Source organism: Leisingera sp. JC11, from assembly GCF_040704725.1.
Taxonomy (GTDB): domain Bacteria; phylum Pseudomonadota; class Alphaproteobacteria; order Rhodobacterales; family Rhodobacteraceae; genus Leisingera.
Map to the genome: position 1 here is coordinate 1 of NZ_JBFCVS010000030.1, position 18591 is coordinate 18591.

General features: G+C 64.1%; 14 protein-coding genes. 9 read left to right on the forward strand and 5 right to left on the reverse strand.

What is annotated here, in order from left to right; translation table 11 throughout:
* Positions 1-327 precede the first annotated feature (327 nt).
* Both AB1A62_RS20445 and AB1A62_RS20450 read right to left on the reverse strand, forming a co-directional pair.
* Entirely contained in the window at positions 328-702 is a 375-nt protein-coding gene (locus AB1A62_RS20445; protein ID WP_366663308.1) for a hypothetical protein, read from the reverse strand.
* A 118-nt stretch (positions 703-820) separates the two neighbouring features.
* On the reverse strand, positions 821-1405 hold the full coding sequence (locus AB1A62_RS20450; RefSeq protein WP_366663309.1) for a lytic transglycosylase domain-containing protein: 585 nt from the start codon (positions 1403-1405) through the stop codon (positions 821-823).
* 233 nt (positions 1406-1638) lie between these two features.
* On the opposite strand from AB1A62_RS20450, the gene AB1A62_RS20455 reads away from it, so the two are divergent.
* The gene (locus AB1A62_RS20455; RefSeq protein ID WP_366663310.1) at positions 1639-2151 is read left to right on the forward strand and encodes a single-stranded DNA-binding protein; all 513 of its coding nucleotides are present in this window, start codon (positions 1639-1641) and stop codon (positions 2149-2151) included.
* A 387-nt stretch (positions 2152-2538) separates the two neighbouring features.
* Positions 2539-4737, forward strand: a complete 2199-nt coding sequence (locus AB1A62_RS20460) for a methyl-accepting chemotaxis protein (RefSeq protein ID WP_366663311.1) — start codon at positions 2539-2541, stop codon at positions 4735-4737.
* 92 nt (positions 4738-4829) lie between these two features.
* On the opposite strand, the gene aroB is transcribed toward AB1A62_RS20460, so the two are convergent.
* Entirely contained in the window at positions 4830-5936 is a 1107-nt protein-coding gene (gene aroB, locus AB1A62_RS20465) for a 3-dehydroquinate synthase (RefSeq protein WP_366663312.1), read from the reverse strand.
* A complete protein-coding gene (locus AB1A62_RS20470) occupies positions 5936-6526 on the reverse strand; it encodes a shikimate kinase (RefSeq protein ID WP_366663313.1) in 591 nt (196 codons plus the stop codon). Before AB1A62_RS20470 ends, aroB begins: the two co-directional genes overlap by 1 nt.
* Positions 6527-6607: 81 nt before the next feature.
* Between AB1A62_RS20470 and AB1A62_RS20475 the strand changes: the two genes are divergently transcribed.
* The 7 genes from AB1A62_RS20475 to AB1A62_RS20505 all read left to right on the forward strand — a co-directional run bounded on the left by AB1A62_RS20475 (position 6608) and on the right by AB1A62_RS20505 (position 15586).
* Positions 6608-6757: a hypothetical protein gene (locus tag AB1A62_RS20475; RefSeq protein ID WP_366663314.1), complete on the forward strand. Its 150-nt coding sequence runs from the start codon at positions 6608-6610 to the stop codon at positions 6755-6757.
* Positions 6747-8264, forward strand: coding sequence for a hypothetical protein (locus AB1A62_RS20480; RefSeq protein WP_366663315.1), 1518 nt, complete (start codon positions 6747-6749; stop codon positions 8262-8264). Before AB1A62_RS20475 ends, AB1A62_RS20480 begins: the two co-directional genes overlap by 11 nt.
* Before the next feature lies 1 nt (position 8265).
* Positions 8266-9210, forward strand: a complete 945-nt coding sequence (locus tag AB1A62_RS20485) for a site-specific tyrosine recombinase XerD (protein WP_366663316.1) — start codon at positions 8266-8268, stop codon at positions 9208-9210.
* A gap of 62 nt (positions 9211-9272) precedes the next feature.
* Positions 9273-10583, forward strand: a complete 1311-nt coding sequence (locus tag AB1A62_RS20490) for an HlyC/CorC family transporter (RefSeq protein WP_366663317.1) — start codon at positions 9273-9275, stop codon at positions 10581-10583.
* Positions 10584-10596: 13 nt separating this feature from the next.
* Positions 10597-12231 (forward strand): hypothetical protein, encoded by a 1635-nt coding sequence (locus tag AB1A62_RS20495; RefSeq protein WP_366663318.1) that lies wholly within the window; start codon positions 10597-10599, stop codon positions 12229-12231.
* Positions 12232-12339: 108 nt separating this feature from the next.
* Positions 12340-14757, forward strand: a complete 2418-nt coding sequence (locus AB1A62_RS20500) for an FAD-dependent oxidoreductase (protein ID WP_366663319.1) — start codon at positions 12340-12342, stop codon at positions 14755-14757.
* A 250-nt stretch (positions 14758-15007) separates the two neighbouring features.
* Entirely contained in the window at positions 15008-15586 is a 579-nt protein-coding gene (locus AB1A62_RS20505) for a nucleotidyltransferase family protein (RefSeq protein ID WP_366663320.1), read from the forward strand.
* A 96-nt stretch (positions 15587-15682) separates the two neighbouring features.
* Here the strand turns inward: AB1A62_RS20505 and AB1A62_RS20510 are convergent, their stop codons facing one another.
* The gene (locus AB1A62_RS20510) at positions 15683-17911 is read right to left on the reverse strand and encodes a Hint domain-containing protein (protein ID WP_366663321.1); all 2229 of its coding nucleotides are present in this window, start codon (positions 17909-17911) and stop codon (positions 15683-15685) included.
* Positions 17912-18591 lie beyond the last annotated feature (680 nt).

Here is an 18591-nt window from a genome sequence, read left to right on the forward strand (position 1 = left end):
GAGCATCAGGCCTGTGTCCCGCGGCAGCGCCAATTCCGAATATTTGAGGTTCGGAATTGGCCCTGCCGCTCATGGCTGGGGATTTTTCAAACGGCGGTTTTGGGGAGATTACGTCCGGCGATTACAGTTCAGTCCCAATTTTTGATTGTTCCATGCTTCGCCCAAAACCTCTGATTTTGGGCAAACCTATCTGTGCTTAGCTGAATAACGGTAAACAGGGGCACAGCGTCGGCGTGGCGCCGATGCAAAGGCAAATGCCCCATGCGCTGCCCGGAGGCGGCACATGGGGCTCCTCAGCACTCCCCCACTCCCACAGGGGAACCGGTCTCAGCTCAGCAGCAGAACGGCAATCATCAGCAGGTTGATCGAGGCAAACTGCATCAGGCGCGGCGCCCGGCTGCCCTTGGCGGCGGCCAGCAGAGCGGCTGCCACAGACGCCGCAAGCCCGGCTTGTGCCAGCCCGCCGCCAAGCAGCCCGGCCAGCCCGGTTTCCGGCCCCCACGGCGAGCCCGGGATACCCATGCCCTTGAGCCCGACGCCGATCAGGATGCCCGTCACAGCCCCGGCCAGGCTCAGAACCGCGCTGCGCGGCTGCAGCGGCAGGCGGCCGGCCAGTACGCTGTCGATCATCTGGCGGGTGGGAACTGCGCTCGGCTGCCAGTCAATGCGCTCAAGGCGTTCGTCAAAGCTGTTGATATACAAGGCATTCCCTCCAGAACCTGCGTGCAGATTCACGAAAAATTAAGGCAAATGCTTGACACTCCGGCGGAGTTAACGGGGCATTAAGGAAGGTTATCCACAGGTTAACCGCGCACGGGTCCTAGCTGCCCCAAATCTTCTTCACGTAGTTCTGGGTTTCCTTGAAAGGCGGCACGCCGCCGTACTTCTGAACCGCTTCCGGCCCTGCGTTATAGGCCGCCAGTGCCAGCCGCCAGGAGCCGAACTTGCGGAACTGGCGCGCCAAATACCGGGCGCCGCCCTCCAGGTTCTGCTTCGGTACTGCAGGGTTAACCCCCAGCGCCCGTGCCGTGGCGGGCATCAGCTGGGCCAGCCCCAGCGCCCCCTTGTGCGACTTGGCATTGGGGTTCCAGTTGCTCTCCTGCTGCACCAGGCGCAGGAACAGATCCTCCGGCACACCGTGCTGGCGCGCCGCACTCCGCGCCATCTCCAGATACTGCCCCCGGTACTTGCCGCTGTAGGGCAGCGTGCCGCCAGCGGACGGGATGCTGTAGGTCTTGGGCTGCAATCGGGCGGAGTTCTTGTATTGGGTCGCTGCACGGCCATCCAGAACCCTGGTATGGGCGGCAAACAGATCCCTGCGGTTCTTGGTGCTGAGGATATCAGCGGCCGCAGGCTGCCCTGCACCAACCATGGCAATCACCAAACCCGCAACGGTTTTGCGCATTTCCGCTGTCCCGACACTGTCCCACTTTGCGCAAATATAGCTAATGCGGAGCAAATTTAAAGCAACACAGGCGTCAGAAGCCGTCATTGGCGTTCAAACAAGCGTAAAACCATCCCCAGAGAGCTGCTTTCCTCACCCTGCCCGGGTCTATAGTGTGCTGGCAAAACTGCCCGGACGGATTCGCACCGGCCCGGCGAATGACAGGATATTCAGGAAATAAAGGACGGAACCCTATGGCCGGCTCACTCAACAAAGTCATGCTTATCGGCAACCTGGGCCGCGACCCGGAGGTGCGCAGCTTCCAGAACGGCGGCAAGGTCTGCAACCTGCGCATTGCCACCTCGGAAACCTGGAAGGACCGCAACACCGGTGAGCGCCGCGAGAAGACCGAGTGGCATTCCGTCGCGATCTTCAACGAAGGCCTGGTCCGCGTGGCCGAGCAGTACCTGCGCAAGGGCTCCAAGGTCTATGTCGAAGGCCAGCTGCAGACCCGCAAGTGGCAGGACCAGAGCGGCCAGGACCGTTATTCGACCGAGGTCGTGCTGCAGGGCTTCGGCTCCACACTGACCATGCTGGACGGCCGCGGCGAAGGCGGCGGCGGCGGCCAAGGAGGCGGCAGCTATGGCGGTGGCAGCCAGGGCGGCGGCTACGGCGGCGGCTATGACAGCGGCTCGCAAGGCGGTGGCGGGGGCAACTTTGGCGGCGGAGCCTCCCACAACATCGACGACGACGAAATCCCGTTCTGAGTCCACCCGGGCGAATCACGCAGCACGGACGGTTTACCTCTGCAGCCCTCTGGCTCTCCAGCCGGAGGGCTGTTTCCGTTCACGCTGTCTTTTCGACGCCTTTACGGTGACTCCTTAAGCCTGAGCGAAAGCAGGCCGCGCGCCTGCCGCTTCCAGTTGCTTGATTGGTGCCCGACGCGACCGCCTCCCCGGTCCGGCCGAATTATTTATTCCCTTACAATCCCTTAGCAGATGACAGCCTCACCCCGCCCGCCTATTCCGGTGCAGCAGGGCCGCATCGAAATCGCACCCCCATTAACGCCCCGCACAGAATGGCTAGGCGAATATTAAGACATATCGCGGAAGATGAATGGGTCGATCGTAAAAGGTACATCAAGGATTCAGAATATGAGTATGCGATTTCTGCAGCATCTCTCGATCAGCACCAAGATCGGAATGCTCCTGGCGGCTCCGCTGCTTCTCAGCCTTTGGTTCATCGGGCAAACCCTGCTCGACCTGCAACGCAAGGCCCAGATAAACACTGCCGAAGCCGGCGAAGTGCTGGAACATATGAGCAGCCTGGTCCACAATCTTCAGCTGGAGCGCGGGCTGAGCGCAAGCTACCTTGAAAGTGCCGCCAGCTCCCCTCCCGAGAAACTGGTCAAGGTCCGCCAGGCGAATGATGCCAAGATGGCCGCCTATCTGGAGGAGATCAGCCGGGTCGACATGGAGCTTCTGCCACCGGAATCCATTGAGGCAATCGCGTTTGCGAAATCCGAGCTGGCCCGCAAGAAAGACATCCGGCAGAAGATCGACACCCATTCGCTGAAGCTGAAGGCACTGATTTCCTATTACACGGACCTGAACGCGGCGCTGATCCAGACCGGCCTGGCGATGGCCAAGGGCATTGATGATCCCAAGATCTCGCAAGAAGCCGTGGCACTGTCCTTCTTCATGCAGGCTATTGATGCGGCAGGACTGGAACGTGCAGCGGGCGCCGTGGGGTTCAAACACGGCTGGAAACCACAGGACCGCGAAGAATTCTTTGCCGACCACGAATTGTTCAAGGAACGCCTGCGCGCTTTCAAGAACTTTGCAACTGCTGAGGACAGGGACGCGGTCAAGAATCTGTTCAGCGATCCTGCCATGAAGAAATTCGACGAAATGCGCGAAGCGATCCTGCGTGGCAACGGCGGCGAGGGCGTCACGGCTGAGGACTGGTTTGCCGCTGCAACCAAGGCGATTGAGGTGCTGCAGAAGAAGGAAATGCTGCTGATCGAGCACCTGGAACGCGACATGGCGGCCTTTGATGCGCAAAACAAGCTGATGCTGATCGAGATGGCCATTTTTGCGGCCGTTATGCTGGCAGGCGTTCTGCTGCTCAGCCTGGTCATCGCCCGCAACATGACCAAGGGGCTGGCCGTCCTGAACGTGGCGCTGCAAAAGCTCGGCTCCGGCGAGACGGAGGTCGAGGTTCCCGGTGCAGACCGCCGCGACGAAATCGGCGAGGTCGCCCGCAACGTTGTGGACCTGCGCACCGTCACCCAGCGCAAGCAGGAAGAACGCGTGCAGGAAGAGAAGGAGCGCCGCGAGGAGATCCTGACCGTCACCCGCAGCATCGGCGAAGCTCTTGCCGATCTGCAGCACAAGCGGCTGGACAACCCGATCCAGAAGCATTTCCCGGACGAGTTCAAATCGATCCGGACGGATTACAATGTCTCCCTGTCAGCCCTCAGCGCAGCGGTTTCGGTGATTGCGGAACTCACCAGCAGCGTCGATGAGAGCACCAAATCAATTGCTGAAGCATCCATGGACCTGGCGCACCGCACCGAGGCGGAATCGGCGACGCTGGAGAAGACCACCCGGGCAATGGGCGAGCTTACCGGCAATGTGCGGCGGTCCGCCGAAAACGCCGGCCGCGCCGAAGAACTGGCCGGCAGCGCCCAGCAAGGCGTCATATCCTGCGACGAGGTGGTCAAGGACACCATCACTGCCATGGACAAGCTGCAGGAATCCTCGGCGGAGATTTCCCAGATCACCAAGGTGATCCAGGACATCGCCTTCCAGACCAACCTGCTGGCGCTGAACGCCGGGGTCGAGGCCGCCCGCGCAGGCGACGCTGGCCGCGGATTTGCGGTTGTCGCTTCCGAGGTGCGTATGCTGGCGCAGCGCTGCGCCGACGCAGTTCAGCAGATCGATGAGCTGACGGCACGCAGCTCCGACCAGGTCAAGAACGGCGCAGCCCTGGTGGATCAGGCCGGCCAAGCGATGTCCGCCGTGAACCAGCAGGTGGGCGAGATTTCCTCGCTGGTGGTTGAGATTGCCGGCAACATGAAGGAACAGTCGGCGCAGATGAGCGGCGTCAACACCGCCGTGGGCGAGCTGGAGATGATGGCACAGCAGAACGCCGCCATGGCCGAGCAGACCACCGCGGCGACGACATCGCTGTCCGACCAGGCGCAGGAGTTGCGGGAGCAGGTGACTCAGTTCACCATCGGCACGGCCTCCAGCCCCCAGTCCGCGCCCGCTGCGCATCCGCCGCTTGCTATCGGTCTCGACGCAGACGGCGATGATTGGGATCAGAACCTCAGCAGCAACGTTGCCTGAGCCACCCGTTTGCCAGCAAAAGCAAGAAAGGGCAGCCTCTGCGGCTGCCCTTTTCCTGTCTGCGGCAATCTGCCAGTGGCCTGCGGCCCAGGTCAGGCGCCCGCGCTGCGCAGCACCTCCAGCACCGCCTCCGGTGGCACGTCGCCGGTGACAAAGGCCTCGCCGATGCCGCCCGCCAGGATGAACCGCAGCTGGCCGGCCACCACCTTCTTGTCCTGGCCCATCAGGTCCAGCAGCGCTTCGGCGCCCGGCAGATCACCGGGGATATCAGTCAGGTCGGTCTTCATGCCCATCTCCTTCAGGTGCGCCCGCACCCGGCTCGGATCCTCCTGCGAACACAGGCCCAGCTTGGACGACAGCTCAAACGCCAGCGCGCAGCCGATCGCCACGCCCTCGCCATGCAGCAGCCGGTCGGAATACCCGGTCGCCGCCTCCAGCGCGTGGCAAAAGGTATGGCCCAGGTTCAGCAGCGCCCGGTCACCCTGCTCGGTCTCGTCGCGCACCACGATGTCGGCCTTCATCTGCACCGAGCGCGCCACCGCCCCGACCCGCGCGGCAACATCGCCTGCAGCCAGCGCAGGGCCGTTCTGTTCCAGCCAGGCAAAGAACTCCGCGTCGCCCAGCAGGCCGTATTTCACCACTTCGCCGTAACCGGACAGGAAATCGCGCGCGGTCAGGGTTTCCAGCACCGATGTGTCCGCCAGAACCAGCGAGGGCTGGTGGAAGGCACCGATCAGGTTCTTGCCCTGCGGCGCATTGATGCCGGTCTTGCCGCCCACGGAACTGTCGACCTGCGCCAAAAGCGAGGTCGGGATCTGCACGAACCGCACGCCGCGGCGCAGCACCGCGGCGGCAAAGCCCGCCAGGTCGCCGATCACCCCGCCGCCGAAGGCAACAACCACGTCGCCCCGCTCCACCTTCTGGTCCAGCAGCCATTCCACCGAGCGGGTGAACTGCGGCCAGCCCTTGGTCGCCTCACCCGGCGGCAGCGCCAGCGCGGTCATCTCCACACCCGCAGCGGCCAGCCCGGCACGCAGGCTTTCCAGGTGCTTCTCCGCCACGGTCTCATCCGTCAGCACCGCCACCTGCGGCCGTTTCAGCAACGGCTTGATCCGCTCCCCCGCCTGCGCCAGCAGGCCTGGGCCGATCACAACATCATAGGCGCGTTCGCCCAGGGGCACATGAACCGTGCGCTCCATCAATTCCACTCCAATACATCGGGGCGCACCTTCAAGGCTTCCAGCACGCGGTCAACCATGGTTTCGATCGAGGCCTGCCCGTCAGAGACCACCGACACATCGGCCTTGGCATAAAGCGGCACCCGCTCGTGGTACAGGTTGCTGAGTGTCGCACGCGGGTCGGCAGTGCGCAGCAGCGGCCGGGTATCGCGATGGCGCACCCGGTTCCACAGCACCTCAAGGTCGGCGTTCAGCCAGACTGAGACGCCCTTGGCAGTGATCACCTGCCGGTTCTCCTCTGCCAGGAATGCGCCGCCGCCGGTGGACAGCACGCCGCGTTCCTCTTCCAGCAGCCGGGCAATCACCTGCCGCTCCTTCTGGCGGAAGAAAGGCTCGCCGTCGCGGGCGAAAATCTCCGGAATGGTCATGTTGGCGGCGGCTTCGATCTCGTGGTCGCTGTCCAGAAACGGCGCTCCCAGCCGGGCCGCCAGCGCGCGGCCCACGGCGGTCTTGCCGGCCCCCATCATGCCCACCATCACAATGGTCTTCTTCAGTTTCCCCGGCACCGGCGCTGCTGCCTTCTGGCCGCTGATTTGCTCTTTTTCGCTCATTCTTCAGTGAATGACGTGATCTTGACGAAAAGGGAATATATAACTTGAGCAAAAGAGCAGGAAACGGGCATTGGATGCACTATGGGGCGATTGATTAAGTACTTGGTCTACTTGGCGGTTCTGGCTGCAATCGGGCTGGTGGGCTATGCCTACGTCGGCCCCTGGTTCGGCGCCGATTTCAGCGCGCCCAGCACCGAGGTGCGCAAGCCGGTGGTGCTGAATGCGGATTAAGGCGGCTGCCGCCGGGGTGATGCTGGCAGGCAGCGCGCTTGCCAATGAACCGCTGGCGGCAATTGACTGGCTGAACCAGCTGCAGCCCCGGGACGGACTGCCCGGCACCGTGCTGCTGGAGCCGCCTGTCGCAGGCACTGCGGCCCTGCCGCAGGTGTCCGTCACCCCGCTGGAGGCGCTGCTGCCGCCCATCGGGCTGGTTCCGGCTGCAGCCACCGGCCTGCCCGCCGACCTGTGGCGCGGCAGCTCCGCGGGTGACATTACCCATCTGATCGAAACCGTGCCGGTGCGCGGCAGCCCGGCGATGCAGGCGCTGCTCTTCACCCTGCTGCTGTCCGAGACTCGCCCCCCGGCGGCCACCGGCGACCGCATCCTGCTGGCCCGGCTCGACCGGCTGCTGGCGCTGGGGGCGACCGACCCGTCGCAAGCGCTGGTGGAGCACGCAGGCCCCACGGACAGCAAGGCGCGTTTCGCCCGCTGGTTCGACGCCACCCTGCTCACCGGCAGCGAGGACGCTTCCTGCGCAGCACTCACCGCCTCGCCGCATCTGTCGGACAGCTATGCCGCCCGGATCTTCTGCGCGGCGCGGCGCGGCGACTGGCCGACCGCGGCGCTGATGCTGGAAACCGCCCACGCGCTGGAGCTTCTGCCCAAGGATCAAATGGACCTGCTCGACCGGTACCTGAATCCGGACCTGTTTGAGCTGGCCCCGCCGCTGCGCCGTCCGGCGCACCCGGACCCGCTGACATTCCGGCTGTTTGAGACCATTGGCGAAGCCATGCCCACCGCGCCGCTGCCGCCCGCCTTTGCCGCCGCGGACCTGCGCGACATTGCCGGCTGGAAGGCGCAGCTGGAAGCGGCTGAGCGGCTGGCCCGTGCCGGAGCGCTCAACCCCAACCAGTACCTTGGCCTGTTCAGCGCCCGCAAACCCGCTGCCTCCGGCGGCATCTGGGACCGGGTCGCGGCCGTGCAGAAACTGGAGAGCGATCTGAACTCCGGCAGCGCCGAAGCTATCGCCAAATCGCTGCCCCGCGCCTGGGAGGCGATGCAGGAGGCGGGCACCGAGACCGTCTTTGCCGATATCTTTGCCGAGCAACTGGCGCGGGCAAAACTCACCGGCCCGGCCGCCGAACTGGCCTGGCGCATCCGCTTGCTGTCGCCGGCCTATGAACTGGCGGCCCATGACGCTCAGGCCTCCGGTGCTGCGGACCATTTCCTGGCAGCCCTGGCCCAGGGCCGCCCGGGCGATGCCGGAGCACCCTCGCCGCTGGCGGAAGCGATCGCGCTTGGGTTTGCCGCGGAAACTGCCGTGCCTCCTGCCATCCGGCAATTGCTGAACAACGGCCAGCTGGGCGAGGCGATCTTGCGCAGCATGATGTTGTTTGCCCAAGGCGCCGACGGCAATCTCGGCGATCTCAGCGCCGCCCTGGCCGCCTTCCGCGCCGTAGGGCTTGAGGACACCGCCCGCCGGGCCTCCCTGCAGCTGATGCTGCTGGAGCGCGGCTGACATGGCCGCGCCGCGCGACAATTTCCAGTGGATCTCCACCTTCCTTGACGCCCAGGCGGCTGAGACCGGCGCCTCGCAGAACACGCAGCTGGCCTACGGCCGCGATCTCAAGGATCTGACCACCTGGCTGGAGCACCGCGAGCTCAGCTTCCTCACCGCAGCCCAAGACGATATCGAGGCCTATCTGATTGATTGCGACGCCCAGGGACTGGCCCGCTCTACCCGGGCCCGACGGCTGTCGGCGGTCAAACAGATCTACCGTTTCGCGTTTGAGGAAGGCTGGCGCGAGGACAACCCGGCGATTCAGATCCGCGGTCCCGGACGCGAAAAGCGCCTGCCCAAGACGCTGGAGGTGATCGAGGTCGACCGCCTGCTGGAGGCCGCCCGCCAGACCGGCCGCAGCGAGGGCGACCGGTTGCGCAACACCTGCCTGATGGAGCTGCTCTATGCCACCGGCATGCGGGTCACTGAGCTTGTCTCGCTGCCGGTGTCCGCTGCCCGCGGCGACCCTAGGATGCTGCTGATCCTGGGCAAAGGCGGCAAGGAACGCATGGTGCCGCTGTCGCCGCCCGCCCGCGAGGCGCTGGCGCAATGGCTGCTGGTGCGCGATGACGCCGAAGCGGAGCGCGAAGCCAAGGGCCACCCGCCCTCCCGCTTCCTGTTCCCGTCCCGCGGCAAATCCGGCCACTTGACCCGGCACCGGTTCTATCTGCTGATCAAGGAACTGGCGGTGACCGGCGGCATCTCCCCTGACAAGGTGACACCGCACACCCTGCGCCACGCCTTCGCCACCCATCTGCTGGCCAACGGCGCCGACCTGCGCGCGATCCAGGCGCTGCTGGGGCATGCCGACATTGCCACCACCGAAATTTACACCCATGTCCTGGACGCCCGGCTGCAGGAACTGGTGCTTGAGCATCACCCGCTGGCACAGGATCAGGCCTAACGCTTGAAGCGGCGCGGGCCAACCCCCATAACTGTGCAGACATTCTCAACAACGGACCAAAAATGGACCCCGCCACTACTGTTTTTGACAGCGATTTCTGGATCACCACAGGTTCGATTGCCCTGCTGCTGGTCTGCTCCGGCTTTTTCTCCGGCTCCGAGACCGCGCTGACCGCCGCCTCCCGCGGCAAGCTGCGCAGCCAGGCCGACAAGGGATCGGCAGGGGCCAGGCGCGCGCTTGTGATCACCGAAGACAACGAGCGACTGATCGGCTCGGTCCTGTTGGGCAACAACGTCGTCAACATCCTTGCGGCATCGCTCGCCACTGCGCTCTTCACCCGTCTCTTCGGTGAGGGCGGTGTGGCGATGGCAACGCTGGTAATGACCCTCCTGGTGCTGGTCTTTGCCGAGGTGCTGCCCAAGACCTACGCCATTTCCAACGCCGAGAAAGCCGCCTCGGCCGTCTCGGCGCCGATCGGCATCATTGTCAAGGTGCTGTCCCCGGTTGTCGGCGCTGTGCGCCTCTTCGTGCGCGGCGTTCTCCGCGTCTTCGGCGTGCGCATCGACCCCGACAGCCACATCATGGCGGTACGCGAGGAGATCGCCGGTGCGCTTCAGCTGGGCCACTCCGAGGGCGTGGTCGAAAAGGAGGACCGCGACCGCATCCTGGGCGCGCTCGACCTTTCAGACCGCTTTGTCGAAGAGATCATGCTGCACCGCTCAAACATCCAAATGATTGATGCGGAAGCAGAGCCCGAGGCCATCCTGGAGCAATGCCTGCAAAGCCAGCATACCCGCCTCCCTGTGTTCCGGGGCGAACAGGAAAACATCATCGGCGTCGTCCACGCCAAGGATCTTTTCCGGGCAATGTACCAACAGGCCGGAGGCGCCGATGCCGATTCCGGGCGCCTGCAGTCCTTCGATGTTACCCAAGTGGCCAAGGCTCCTTATTTCGTGCCTGAAACCACCACCCTGGACGAGCAGATGCGCCAGTTCCTGCGGATGCGCTCGCACTTCGCGCTGGTGGTGGATGAATACGGCGCCCTGCAGGGGCTGATCACGCTGGAAGACATCCTGGAAGAAATCGTCGGCGAGATCACCGATGAATTCGATCCAGCCGAGGAAAGCGTCGCCAGGAAAACCTCCGACGGCGCCTATCTGGTCGAAGGCGCCACCACCATCCGGGACCTGAACCGGGCCACCGAATGGAGCCTGCCGGACGACGAAGCCAACACCGTTGCGGGACTGGTGATCCACGAGGCGCAGATGATCCCGGTTAAGGGCCAGGTGTTCTCCTTCCACGGCTTCCGGTTCGAGGTCACCGCGCGCGAGGGCAACCGGGTGACTGAGCTCAAGATCCGGCCCCTTTCTTGACCGGAGGACGGCAATGACCCGTGCGGCAGTGCTGGCCTGGGACTGGTTCGACAGCATCGTGCTGGAGCTGTTCCGCCAGCTGCGCTGGTCCTTCCTGCCGCCGCTGCTGATCTATTTCGCCTATGGCGCGCAGGGCATCAGCACTGTGGCCGCATCGTTTTACGTCAAGGAATACCTGGACCTTTCCGCCGCCTTTCTGGCCGGGCTTGCGTTCTGGGTGGGACTGCCCTGGGCGCTGAAGATGCCGCTGGGCCATCTGGTCGACCTGATCTGGCGCTGGAAATACCTGCTGATCCTGGCGGGGGCGGCGCTGATGGCCGCTAGCTATGGCATTCTGGCCGCCATCGTGCTGCAGCCGGAGATGATGGGCGCCCTAATGCCGCTTGGGGCCTGGTACGTCATCTCGGCCCTGCTGGCCCCTTGCGGCTTCGTGCTGCAGGACGTGGTGGCGGATGCCATGTCGGTTGAGGCGGTGCCGCATGTTGATGCCCAAGGCAACGCGCTGCCGGAGGCTGAGACCAAGTCGCTGCACACCACCATGCAGACCTTCGGGCGGATCGCACTGATCGGCGGCTCCAGCGCTGCAGCGGCGCTGAACGTTGCCCTGTTCGACGGCGCCGACGCGCTGCCGCAGGCAGAAAAAGGCGCGCTTTACGGCTTTGTCTTCACCCTGGCCCTGCTGATCCCGGTGATTTCGCTATCGGGCGTGGCGCTGGCGATCATCCAGAAATGGGCCAATGCTGCCCGGTTGCGGCGTGAAGGCTTGACGGATAGCGAGATCCGCACCCGGCTCGAACCTCCCCGCGATCCGGTCACCCCGAACTATTGGTATTTCTTCGGCGGCGGCGCTTTTGTCGCGCTGTCGCTGGCCGTCGGCCTGGGCGATGTGCCCTACTCGCAGGAAATCGTCTTTGCCGGCTCCATGGCCATCGTGCTGTTTCTGATGCGCCAGCTGGTCGCGGTGCTGCCGGCTGATCACGCCCGCGCCCTCATAGGCACCGCCATCATCATCTTTGTCTACCGCGCCACCCCGCTGCGCGGCCCCGGAGCCACCTGGTTTGAGATTGACGTGCTGGGGTTCGATCAGCAGTTCCTGTCGGTCCTCTCCCTCATCACTTCCCTGCTGACGCTGGCGGGCATGCTGATCTTCCGTCCGATGATGGCCAGCCGCCCGATCGCCTGGATCGTCGCCTTTCTGGCGATCACAGAGGCCGTGCTCAGCCTGCCCAACATCGCGCTTTACTACGGTGCCCACCACTGGACCTCCGAAATGACCGGCGGCATTGTCGATGCCCGCTTCATCGCCATCGTCGACACCGCAGTGGAGTCCCCGCTGGGGCAGGTCGCGATGATCCCGATGCTCGCCTGGATCGCCCGCAACGCGCCCTCGGGGCTCAAGGCCACTTTCTTTGCCGTCATGGCCTCCTTCACCAACTTGGCGCTCTCGGCCTCCAGCCTCGGCACCAAATACCTGAACGAGATCTTCGTGGTCACACGCGAGGTCACAGATTCGGCAGGCAACATCACCACGCCCGCCGACTATTCCCAGCTTGGAATGCTGCTGATCATTGTTGGGGTCATTCTCCTGGCCGCCCCGCTGACGGCAATTTTCCTCATCCAGAACAGCCGCTTCCGCACTTCCGAGTAACCCCGGATCCCTCCGAAGGCCCATAAGCGGCACGCCGTGCCGTTTTTCTTCTGGACTACTGTTCACTTATGTCCAGAATGCAGGCAACACCTACTCAGGGAGGCCCACATGAAAACCACCACCCGCGTGGCAGTGATCGGCGGCGGCGTCGTCGGCTGCTCTGTCCTCTACCACCTGACCAAGCTCGGCTGGTCCGATGTCATGCTGATCGAACGCTCGGAGCTGACCAGCGGCTCCACTTGGCACGCCGCGGGCGGCTTCCATACGCTGAACGGCGACACCAACATGGCGGCGCTGCAGGGCTACACCATCAAGCTCTATAAAGAGCTGGAAGAGATTACCGGCATGTCCTGCGGGTTGCACCACGTCGGCGGCGTCACCCTGGCAGAAACCCAGGAACGTTTCGACATGCTGAAAGCGGAGCGCGCCAAGCACCGCTTCATGGGGCTGGAAACCGAAATCGTCTCCCCCGAGGAGATCAAGAAAATCGCCCCCGTCACCAACGTGGACGGCATCATCGGCGGTCTGTACGACCCGCTCGACGGCCACCTCGACCCCTCAGGCACCACCCACGCCTACGCCAAGGCCGCGCGTTTGGGCGGCGCCACGATCGAGACCCACTGCAAGGTGATCGAAACCAACCAGCGCCCCGACGGCACCTGGGATGTGGTAACGAACAAGGGCACCATTCACGCCGAACATGTGGTCAACGCCGGCGGCCTCTGGGCACGCGAGGTCGGCGCCATGGCCGGCGTCTACTTCCCGCTGCACCCGATGGAGCACCAGTATATCGTCACCGACGAGGTGCCGATGATTGCCGAGATCATCGACGGCGGCGGCGAGCATCCGCATGTGATGGACCCGGCCGGCGAAAGCTACCTGCGCCAGGAAGGCCGCGGCCTCTGCATCGGCTTCTACGAGCAGCCCTGCAAACCCTGGGCCGTCGATGGCACGCCGTGGGACTTCGGCCATGAACTGCTGCCCGATGACTTCGACAAGATCGAGGACAGTATCGCCTTTGCCTACAACCGCTTCCCGGCACTGGAGGCGGCAGGCGTCAAATCGGTGATCCACGGCCCCTTCACCTTTGCCCCGGACGGCAACCCGCTGGTCGGCCCGGTGCCGGGCATGCGCAACTACTGGTCCGCCTGTGCCGTCATGGCCGGCTTCTCCCAGGGCGGCGGCGTCGGCCTGATGCTGGCCCAGTGGATGGTCGAGGGCGAATGCGAGCGCGACACCTTTGCGATGGACTGCGCCCGCTTCGGCGACTGGATCACCCCGGGCTACACCCGGCCCAAAGTCATTGAAAACTATCAGAAACGCTTCTCCATCGCCTACCCGAACGAGGAGCTGCCCGCGGCGCGCCCGTTCCGCACCACCCCGATGTACGACATCTTTGATGGCATGGGCGCTGTCTGGGGCGCGCAATACGGCATGGAGGTGCCGAACTACTTTGCCGAAGGGGACGAGCCGCGTTATGAGACCCCGTCCTTCCGCCGCTCCAACGCCTTTGAGGCCACCGCCCGCGAAGTCAAGGCGGTGCGCGATAACGTGGGCATCAACGAGGTCCACAACTTCGGCAAGTATCTGGTCAAGGGCGCCGGTGCCCGCGCTTGGCTCGACCGCATTATGGCGGGCCGGGTGCCGCAGCCGGGCCGCCTGTCGCTGACACCGATGCTGTCCCCCAAGGGCCGCCTCATTGGCGATTTCACCATCTCCTGCCTCTCGGAAGAGGAGTTCCAGCTCACTGCCTCCTACGGCTCGCAGGCCTACCACATGCGCTGGTTCCTGCAGAACCTGGACGATGGTGTTGCTCTCGAAAACATCTCCGACACCCGCAACGGTTTCCAGATCGCAGGCCCCAAAGCCCGCGAGGTGCTGCAGGCCTGCACCCGTCAGGACATCTCAGACATGCGCTTCATGGATGTGCGCCGTCTGACCGTGGGCATGGCCGACTGCATCGTGCAGCGCGTCAGCTACACCGGCGATCTGGGGTATGAGATCTACTGCGACCTACCCAGCCAGCGCGCTCTCTGGGATGCCCTCTGGACTGCCGGCCAGCCCCACGGCATGAAGCCCTTCGGCATGCGGGCGATGATGTCGCTGCGGCTCGACAAGTTCTTCGGCTCCTGGCTGCGCGAGTTCTCGCCCGACTACACAGCAGCAGAAACCGGGCTGGACCGCTTCATCTCCTTCAAGAAACCCGTTGATTTCATTGGCCGGGCTGCGGCTGAGGCCGAATGCGATACAGGCCCCGCCCGCCAGCTCTGCGCCTTCGAGGTCGCGGCTGACGACGCCGACGTGGTCGCTTATGAGCCGATCTGGCTGGACGGCGCGGTCGTGGGCTTCTGCACCTCCGGCGGCTACTCGCACCATGCGCAGAAATCCATCGCGCTGGGGTTTGTCCCCACGGGGAAAGCCATTGAAGGCCTGGAAGTGGAAATCGAAATCCTCGGCAAGATGTACAAGGCCCGCCTCATCACCGAGCCGCTGTTCGACGCCGACGGCGCGCGGATGCGGGGCTGAGCCGAAAAACGCTGGTTTCAGGTCAGCAGGACTGACCTGAAACCTTCCCGTTGCCATGGCAGCGCACGCTGACGCCGCGGCATGCCCGCAACACATACGTCAGTGCCAGCACCCAAATGTTTCGCGCGCGAAACATTTGGTCACTACTGCTGACCTATCCGGCTTGCACTAGAACCGCCTCTTCTTCTTTGCAAAAATACTCCCGCCGGAGGCACCGATCAGCCCGGCACATGCCAAGGTTGGGACTGACATGACGACCATCGCCATTCTCCTGCTCGCCGCCGGGGCGTCGTCCCGGATGCAGGGCCGCGACAAGCTGATGGAGGACGTGGACGGCCTGCCCTTGCTATCCCTGATGTGCCGACGGGCCGCACTGACCGGGCTGCCGGTTTACACCACCCTGCCCGGCCTGTCTCATCCGCGGGCAACGGCAGCAGGCGATGCAATCCTGGTACCGGTGCCGGACGCCGCCGAGGGCATGGCCGCTTCGATCCGCCGCGGCACCGCGGTGCTGCCTGAAGGCACGGAGGCGGTGATGATCCTGCCCGCCGACATGCCGGAGATCACGGCGCAGGACATGCTGCACCTCGCTGCGCATTTCCAAGGCCCGGACAGCCCCATCCTGCGCGCCACGGCTGAGGACGGCACCCCGGGCCACCCGGTGCTGTTTCCGCAGCGCTGCTTTGAGGCGCTGAAGTCCTTGCAGGGCGATCAGGGCGCCCGCGGCATCCTGAAGGCTGAGATGGTCCAGACCGTCCCCCTGCCCGGCAGACACGCCCTGACAGATCTGGACACGCCCGAAGACTGGGCCGCCTGGCGCCGCCGCTGAACCGCACCGCAAAAGCAGAGAAGGCAGGGCACAAGACCCTGCCTTCCTGCGCTTCGCTCTTATCCGCCGTCTCCCCCAAGACGGCAGCTGCACCTGTCAGTGCACAAGCAGATGCGCCTCATGTTTGCGCAGGGACCGGCGCGCCGCGGTATAGCCATCACGGCCCTTTTGCGACTTCAGATCCGGGAACAGCTCGAACAGCTCGTTGCGCTGCGCGTTGTCCAGCCCGCGCAGGGACTGGTCGCCGGGCTGGAAACTCTCGGTCCAGGCCCCGTCGGACAGCACGACCTCATGCTGATCGAACATGAAGTGGATGTAGGTGACGCTGGAAACCTCCACCACGTCGACGCCCGCCAGACCGGTCAGATGCTTGGCTGCAACCAGCACTTCACGGTCCTCGAAGTAGAGCGCAGTCTTGTCGTTTGCGACCAGAACCCGGTGATTGGGGCTGACCATCATGTCCCGTTCCGGCAGGCCGTTGCCCAGGGCGCCCTGGCGGATCAGCACCGGCTGAAGATGCGAACGCCCCTTCATTTCCTCGCCTTCCAGCGTGCGGGCGCCGATCCAGCGGATTTCCTGAATGCCGTTGTCACGGGTGATCACCCGGTCACCGGCCTGCAGGTCCTCGACCCGGCGCTCGCCCATCGGGGTCGCGATCAGCGTGCCCGGCGTGAAGCAGGGAATGATCTGCTCGATCTCGCCGAAGGTCATCGAGCCGGTCACCTCCCCGTCGCCGTCCAGGAAGTTGACGGTGCCCGACAGGCTGTTGCCATCCGGATCGACGGTGACGCCGGTCAGCTCAAACGGGCCGGACCCGCGCAGGTCGAGAGTGTCGAAGTCATCGCCGTCGGAGCCGCCATCAACGATGTCGCCCGTAGTGCCGCCAATGAAGATATCCCGGTCCGCCCCGCCCAGCAGCGTGTCGGCGCCATGGCCGCCGGTGATCACGTCGTTGCCGGAGCCGCCGCGCACCTCGTCGTCGTCGATGCCCGCGTCGATGGTGTCGTTGCCCGAACCGCCGCTGATGACGTCGTCGTCATCCTGACCGAAGATCAGGTCATTGCCGGATCCGCCGTTGATGGTGTCCATCCCGTTGGTGGGATCGGGGTCCGCGGGACGGCCGTCGCTGCCGTCATCGGTGATGTTCAGGCCGTCGGGGAAGGCCGGGTCCAGGCCGCCGTAGATGGTGTCATCGCCGCCGCCGCCGGCCAGCATATCGGAGCCCTCGCCGCCAATCAGCACGTCAGCGCCCGTGCCGCCATCGATGGTATCGTCGTCGATACCGCCATCGATCACGTCCATTCCGTCGCCGCCGCCGATCAGGTCGGCGTCATCCCCGGTCGAGATGGTGTCATTTCCTGCACCGCCGAAAACGGTTTCCATGTCATCATACGGGTCCGAATCCGCCGGAATGAACGGGATATCCGGGTCGGTGCCGGTATAGCCCGGGAAGCCGCGGTCCGGCAGCGGCGTGCCGCTGTCCTTGGAGGTGTCGATCACATCGTCGCCGTCGCCGCCATCCACGGAATCAGAGCCGTCGCCGCCGTCGATGGTATCATCACCGCCGCCGCCCAGAATGGTGTCATCGCCCTCGCCGCCGGTCAGGCTGTCGTCGCCCGGCACCACCGGGTCCTGCGGATCGGAGGAATAGTCGAAGTGCGCCGTGTCGAGCGTCGTGCCGGAGGCGCCAAGATCAATGATCAGTTTGACGTCATTGAAGTCCCGGTCGCCCAGGTGGCGCTGATCCTCGAAACCGAGTTGCACAGAGCCATCCGGGAACTCGTAGATCCCCTTGGTGTGGTCCAGCCCGTCCGGGTTCAGATCCGCATTGTCGCCGTAGCCCGAGGAATAGTAGGTGCCTTGCGGGCTGATAATCCCGACGCCGACCACTGCGCCTGCTGGCGCGTCATAAGTGTAGGTCTGGCCGACATCCGCGCTAGCGTCCTGCGACAGCACCACAATGTTGCTGATCTCGCCGGTTTGCGGATCGATGGTGTAGGCAAAGACCTGGTTCTGGAACGTGGCACTGGTCGAGGAGATGGTGATCTTCACCGGCTCATAGACGCCCGAGACGCCGTCGCCGAGGATCAGGTCGTCACCGCTGCCGCCGTCCACGGTATCGCTGCCCGAGCCGGCGTAGACACTGTCATTGCCGCTGCCCGCGGTAATGACGTCGTCATCCGGTCCCGCCGAGGGGTCGATTGCATCTGCATTGTCGACCATGTCGCCTTCGGGGTCGCCGGTGTAAGCCCCGTCAATCAGGTCGTCGCCCGCGGTGCCCTCTACGATTCCGTCCAGCTCCGGATTCGGATTATTGTCACTCATTGTCTTTACCCTCTCCTCGCCGGCCTGGACCCAAGCCCCATCGTTCGGACCAGCCGGGCAGCCGCGCAGCCGCGCGGAATGCCGCTATGAAAACCACCAGCCCACGCAGACAGAGGGCCAGACCGCGCAAGCGATCTGGTTTGCGTGCTCAAGCAGCACGCAGCCGGAATGCAGAAGCTTTTCGGATCAGTGGAGTGCGCGCATCGCGGCACGAAGACTTGAATTAAATTTTAGCAGTCCACCACAGTCCAGCAGCTCGCAGAACGTGCCCCCCCAATGGGCTGATTCATGCATACTTTAGGCACAGCGGGCCACAAAGCCAAAAAATTGCCTAAAATTCCCCCCATTGCGCCGGTCCATTCCCGAAATGCGGTCAGATCCGGTCCCTATTGTTACTGACTGTTTCCATTTTTTGGCCCAAATCACTGCTCAAAGGGAGCGAAACTCGCCGGATCTGCCCTGTGATGGCAGGTTCAGCAGCGGTTAGGTTTCCGTTTTCGAAACATGGAATTTTTGGGGCACGCCAACTGCCCTTTGCCGCATTCATCCGGTTTCCCGAAAGGATTAGCGGTCATTTCACGAACAATTGCGGAAATATTACGGCTTTGTTTCCCGCTTCGGCGAAACTTCCTATGAAATACACGAATCAAGATTGCCAAGTTGCCTGCGGCAGCAGGACG

Excerpts from the sequence above, each read along its gene's own strand:
- AB1A62_RS20450 (WP_366663309.1), bottom strand. The coding sequence starts at position 1,405 with ATGCGCAAAACCGTTGCGGGTTTGGTGATTGCCATGGTTGGTGCAGGG.
- AB1A62_RS20455 (WP_366663310.1), top strand. The coding sequence starts at position 1,639 with ATGGCCGGCTCACTCAACAAAGTCATGCTTATCGGCAACCTGGGCCGC.
- AB1A62_RS20460 (WP_366663311.1), top strand. The coding sequence starts at position 2,539 with ATGAGTATGCGATTTCTGCAGCATCTCTCGATCAGCACCAAGATCGGA.
- aroB (WP_366663312.1), bottom strand. The coding sequence starts at position 5,936 with ATGGAGCGCACGGTTCATGTGCCCCTGGGCGAACGCGCCTATGATGTT.
- AB1A62_RS20470 (WP_366663313.1), bottom strand. The coding sequence starts at position 6,526 with ATGAGCGAAAAAGAGCAAATCAGCGGCCAGAAGGCAGCAGCGCCGGTG.
- AB1A62_RS20475 (WP_366663314.1), top strand. The coding sequence starts at position 6,608 with ATGGGGCGATTGATTAAGTACTTGGTCTACTTGGCGGTTCTGGCTGCA.
- AB1A62_RS20480 (WP_366663315.1), top strand. The coding sequence starts at position 6,747 with ATGCGGATTAAGGCGGCTGCCGCCGGGGTGATGCTGGCAGGCAGCGCG.
- AB1A62_RS20485 (WP_366663316.1), top strand. The coding sequence starts at position 8,266 with ATGGCCGCGCCGCGCGACAATTTCCAGTGGATCTCCACCTTCCTTGAC.
- AB1A62_RS20490 (WP_366663317.1), top strand. The coding sequence starts at position 9,273 with ATGGACCCCGCCACTACTGTTTTTGACAGCGATTTCTGGATCACCACA.
- AB1A62_RS20495 (WP_366663318.1), top strand. The coding sequence starts at position 10,597 with ATGACCCGTGCGGCAGTGCTGGCCTGGGACTGGTTCGACAGCATCGTG.
- AB1A62_RS20500 (WP_366663319.1), top strand. The coding sequence starts at position 12,340 with ATGAAAACCACCACCCGCGTGGCAGTGATCGGCGGCGGCGTCGTCGGC.
- AB1A62_RS20505 (WP_366663320.1), top strand. The coding sequence starts at position 15,008 with ATGACGACCATCGCCATTCTCCTGCTCGCCGCCGGGGCGTCGTCCCGG.
- AB1A62_RS20510 (WP_366663321.1), bottom strand. The coding sequence starts at position 17,911 with ATGAGTGACAATAATCCGAATCCGGAGCTGGACGGAATCGTAGAGGGC.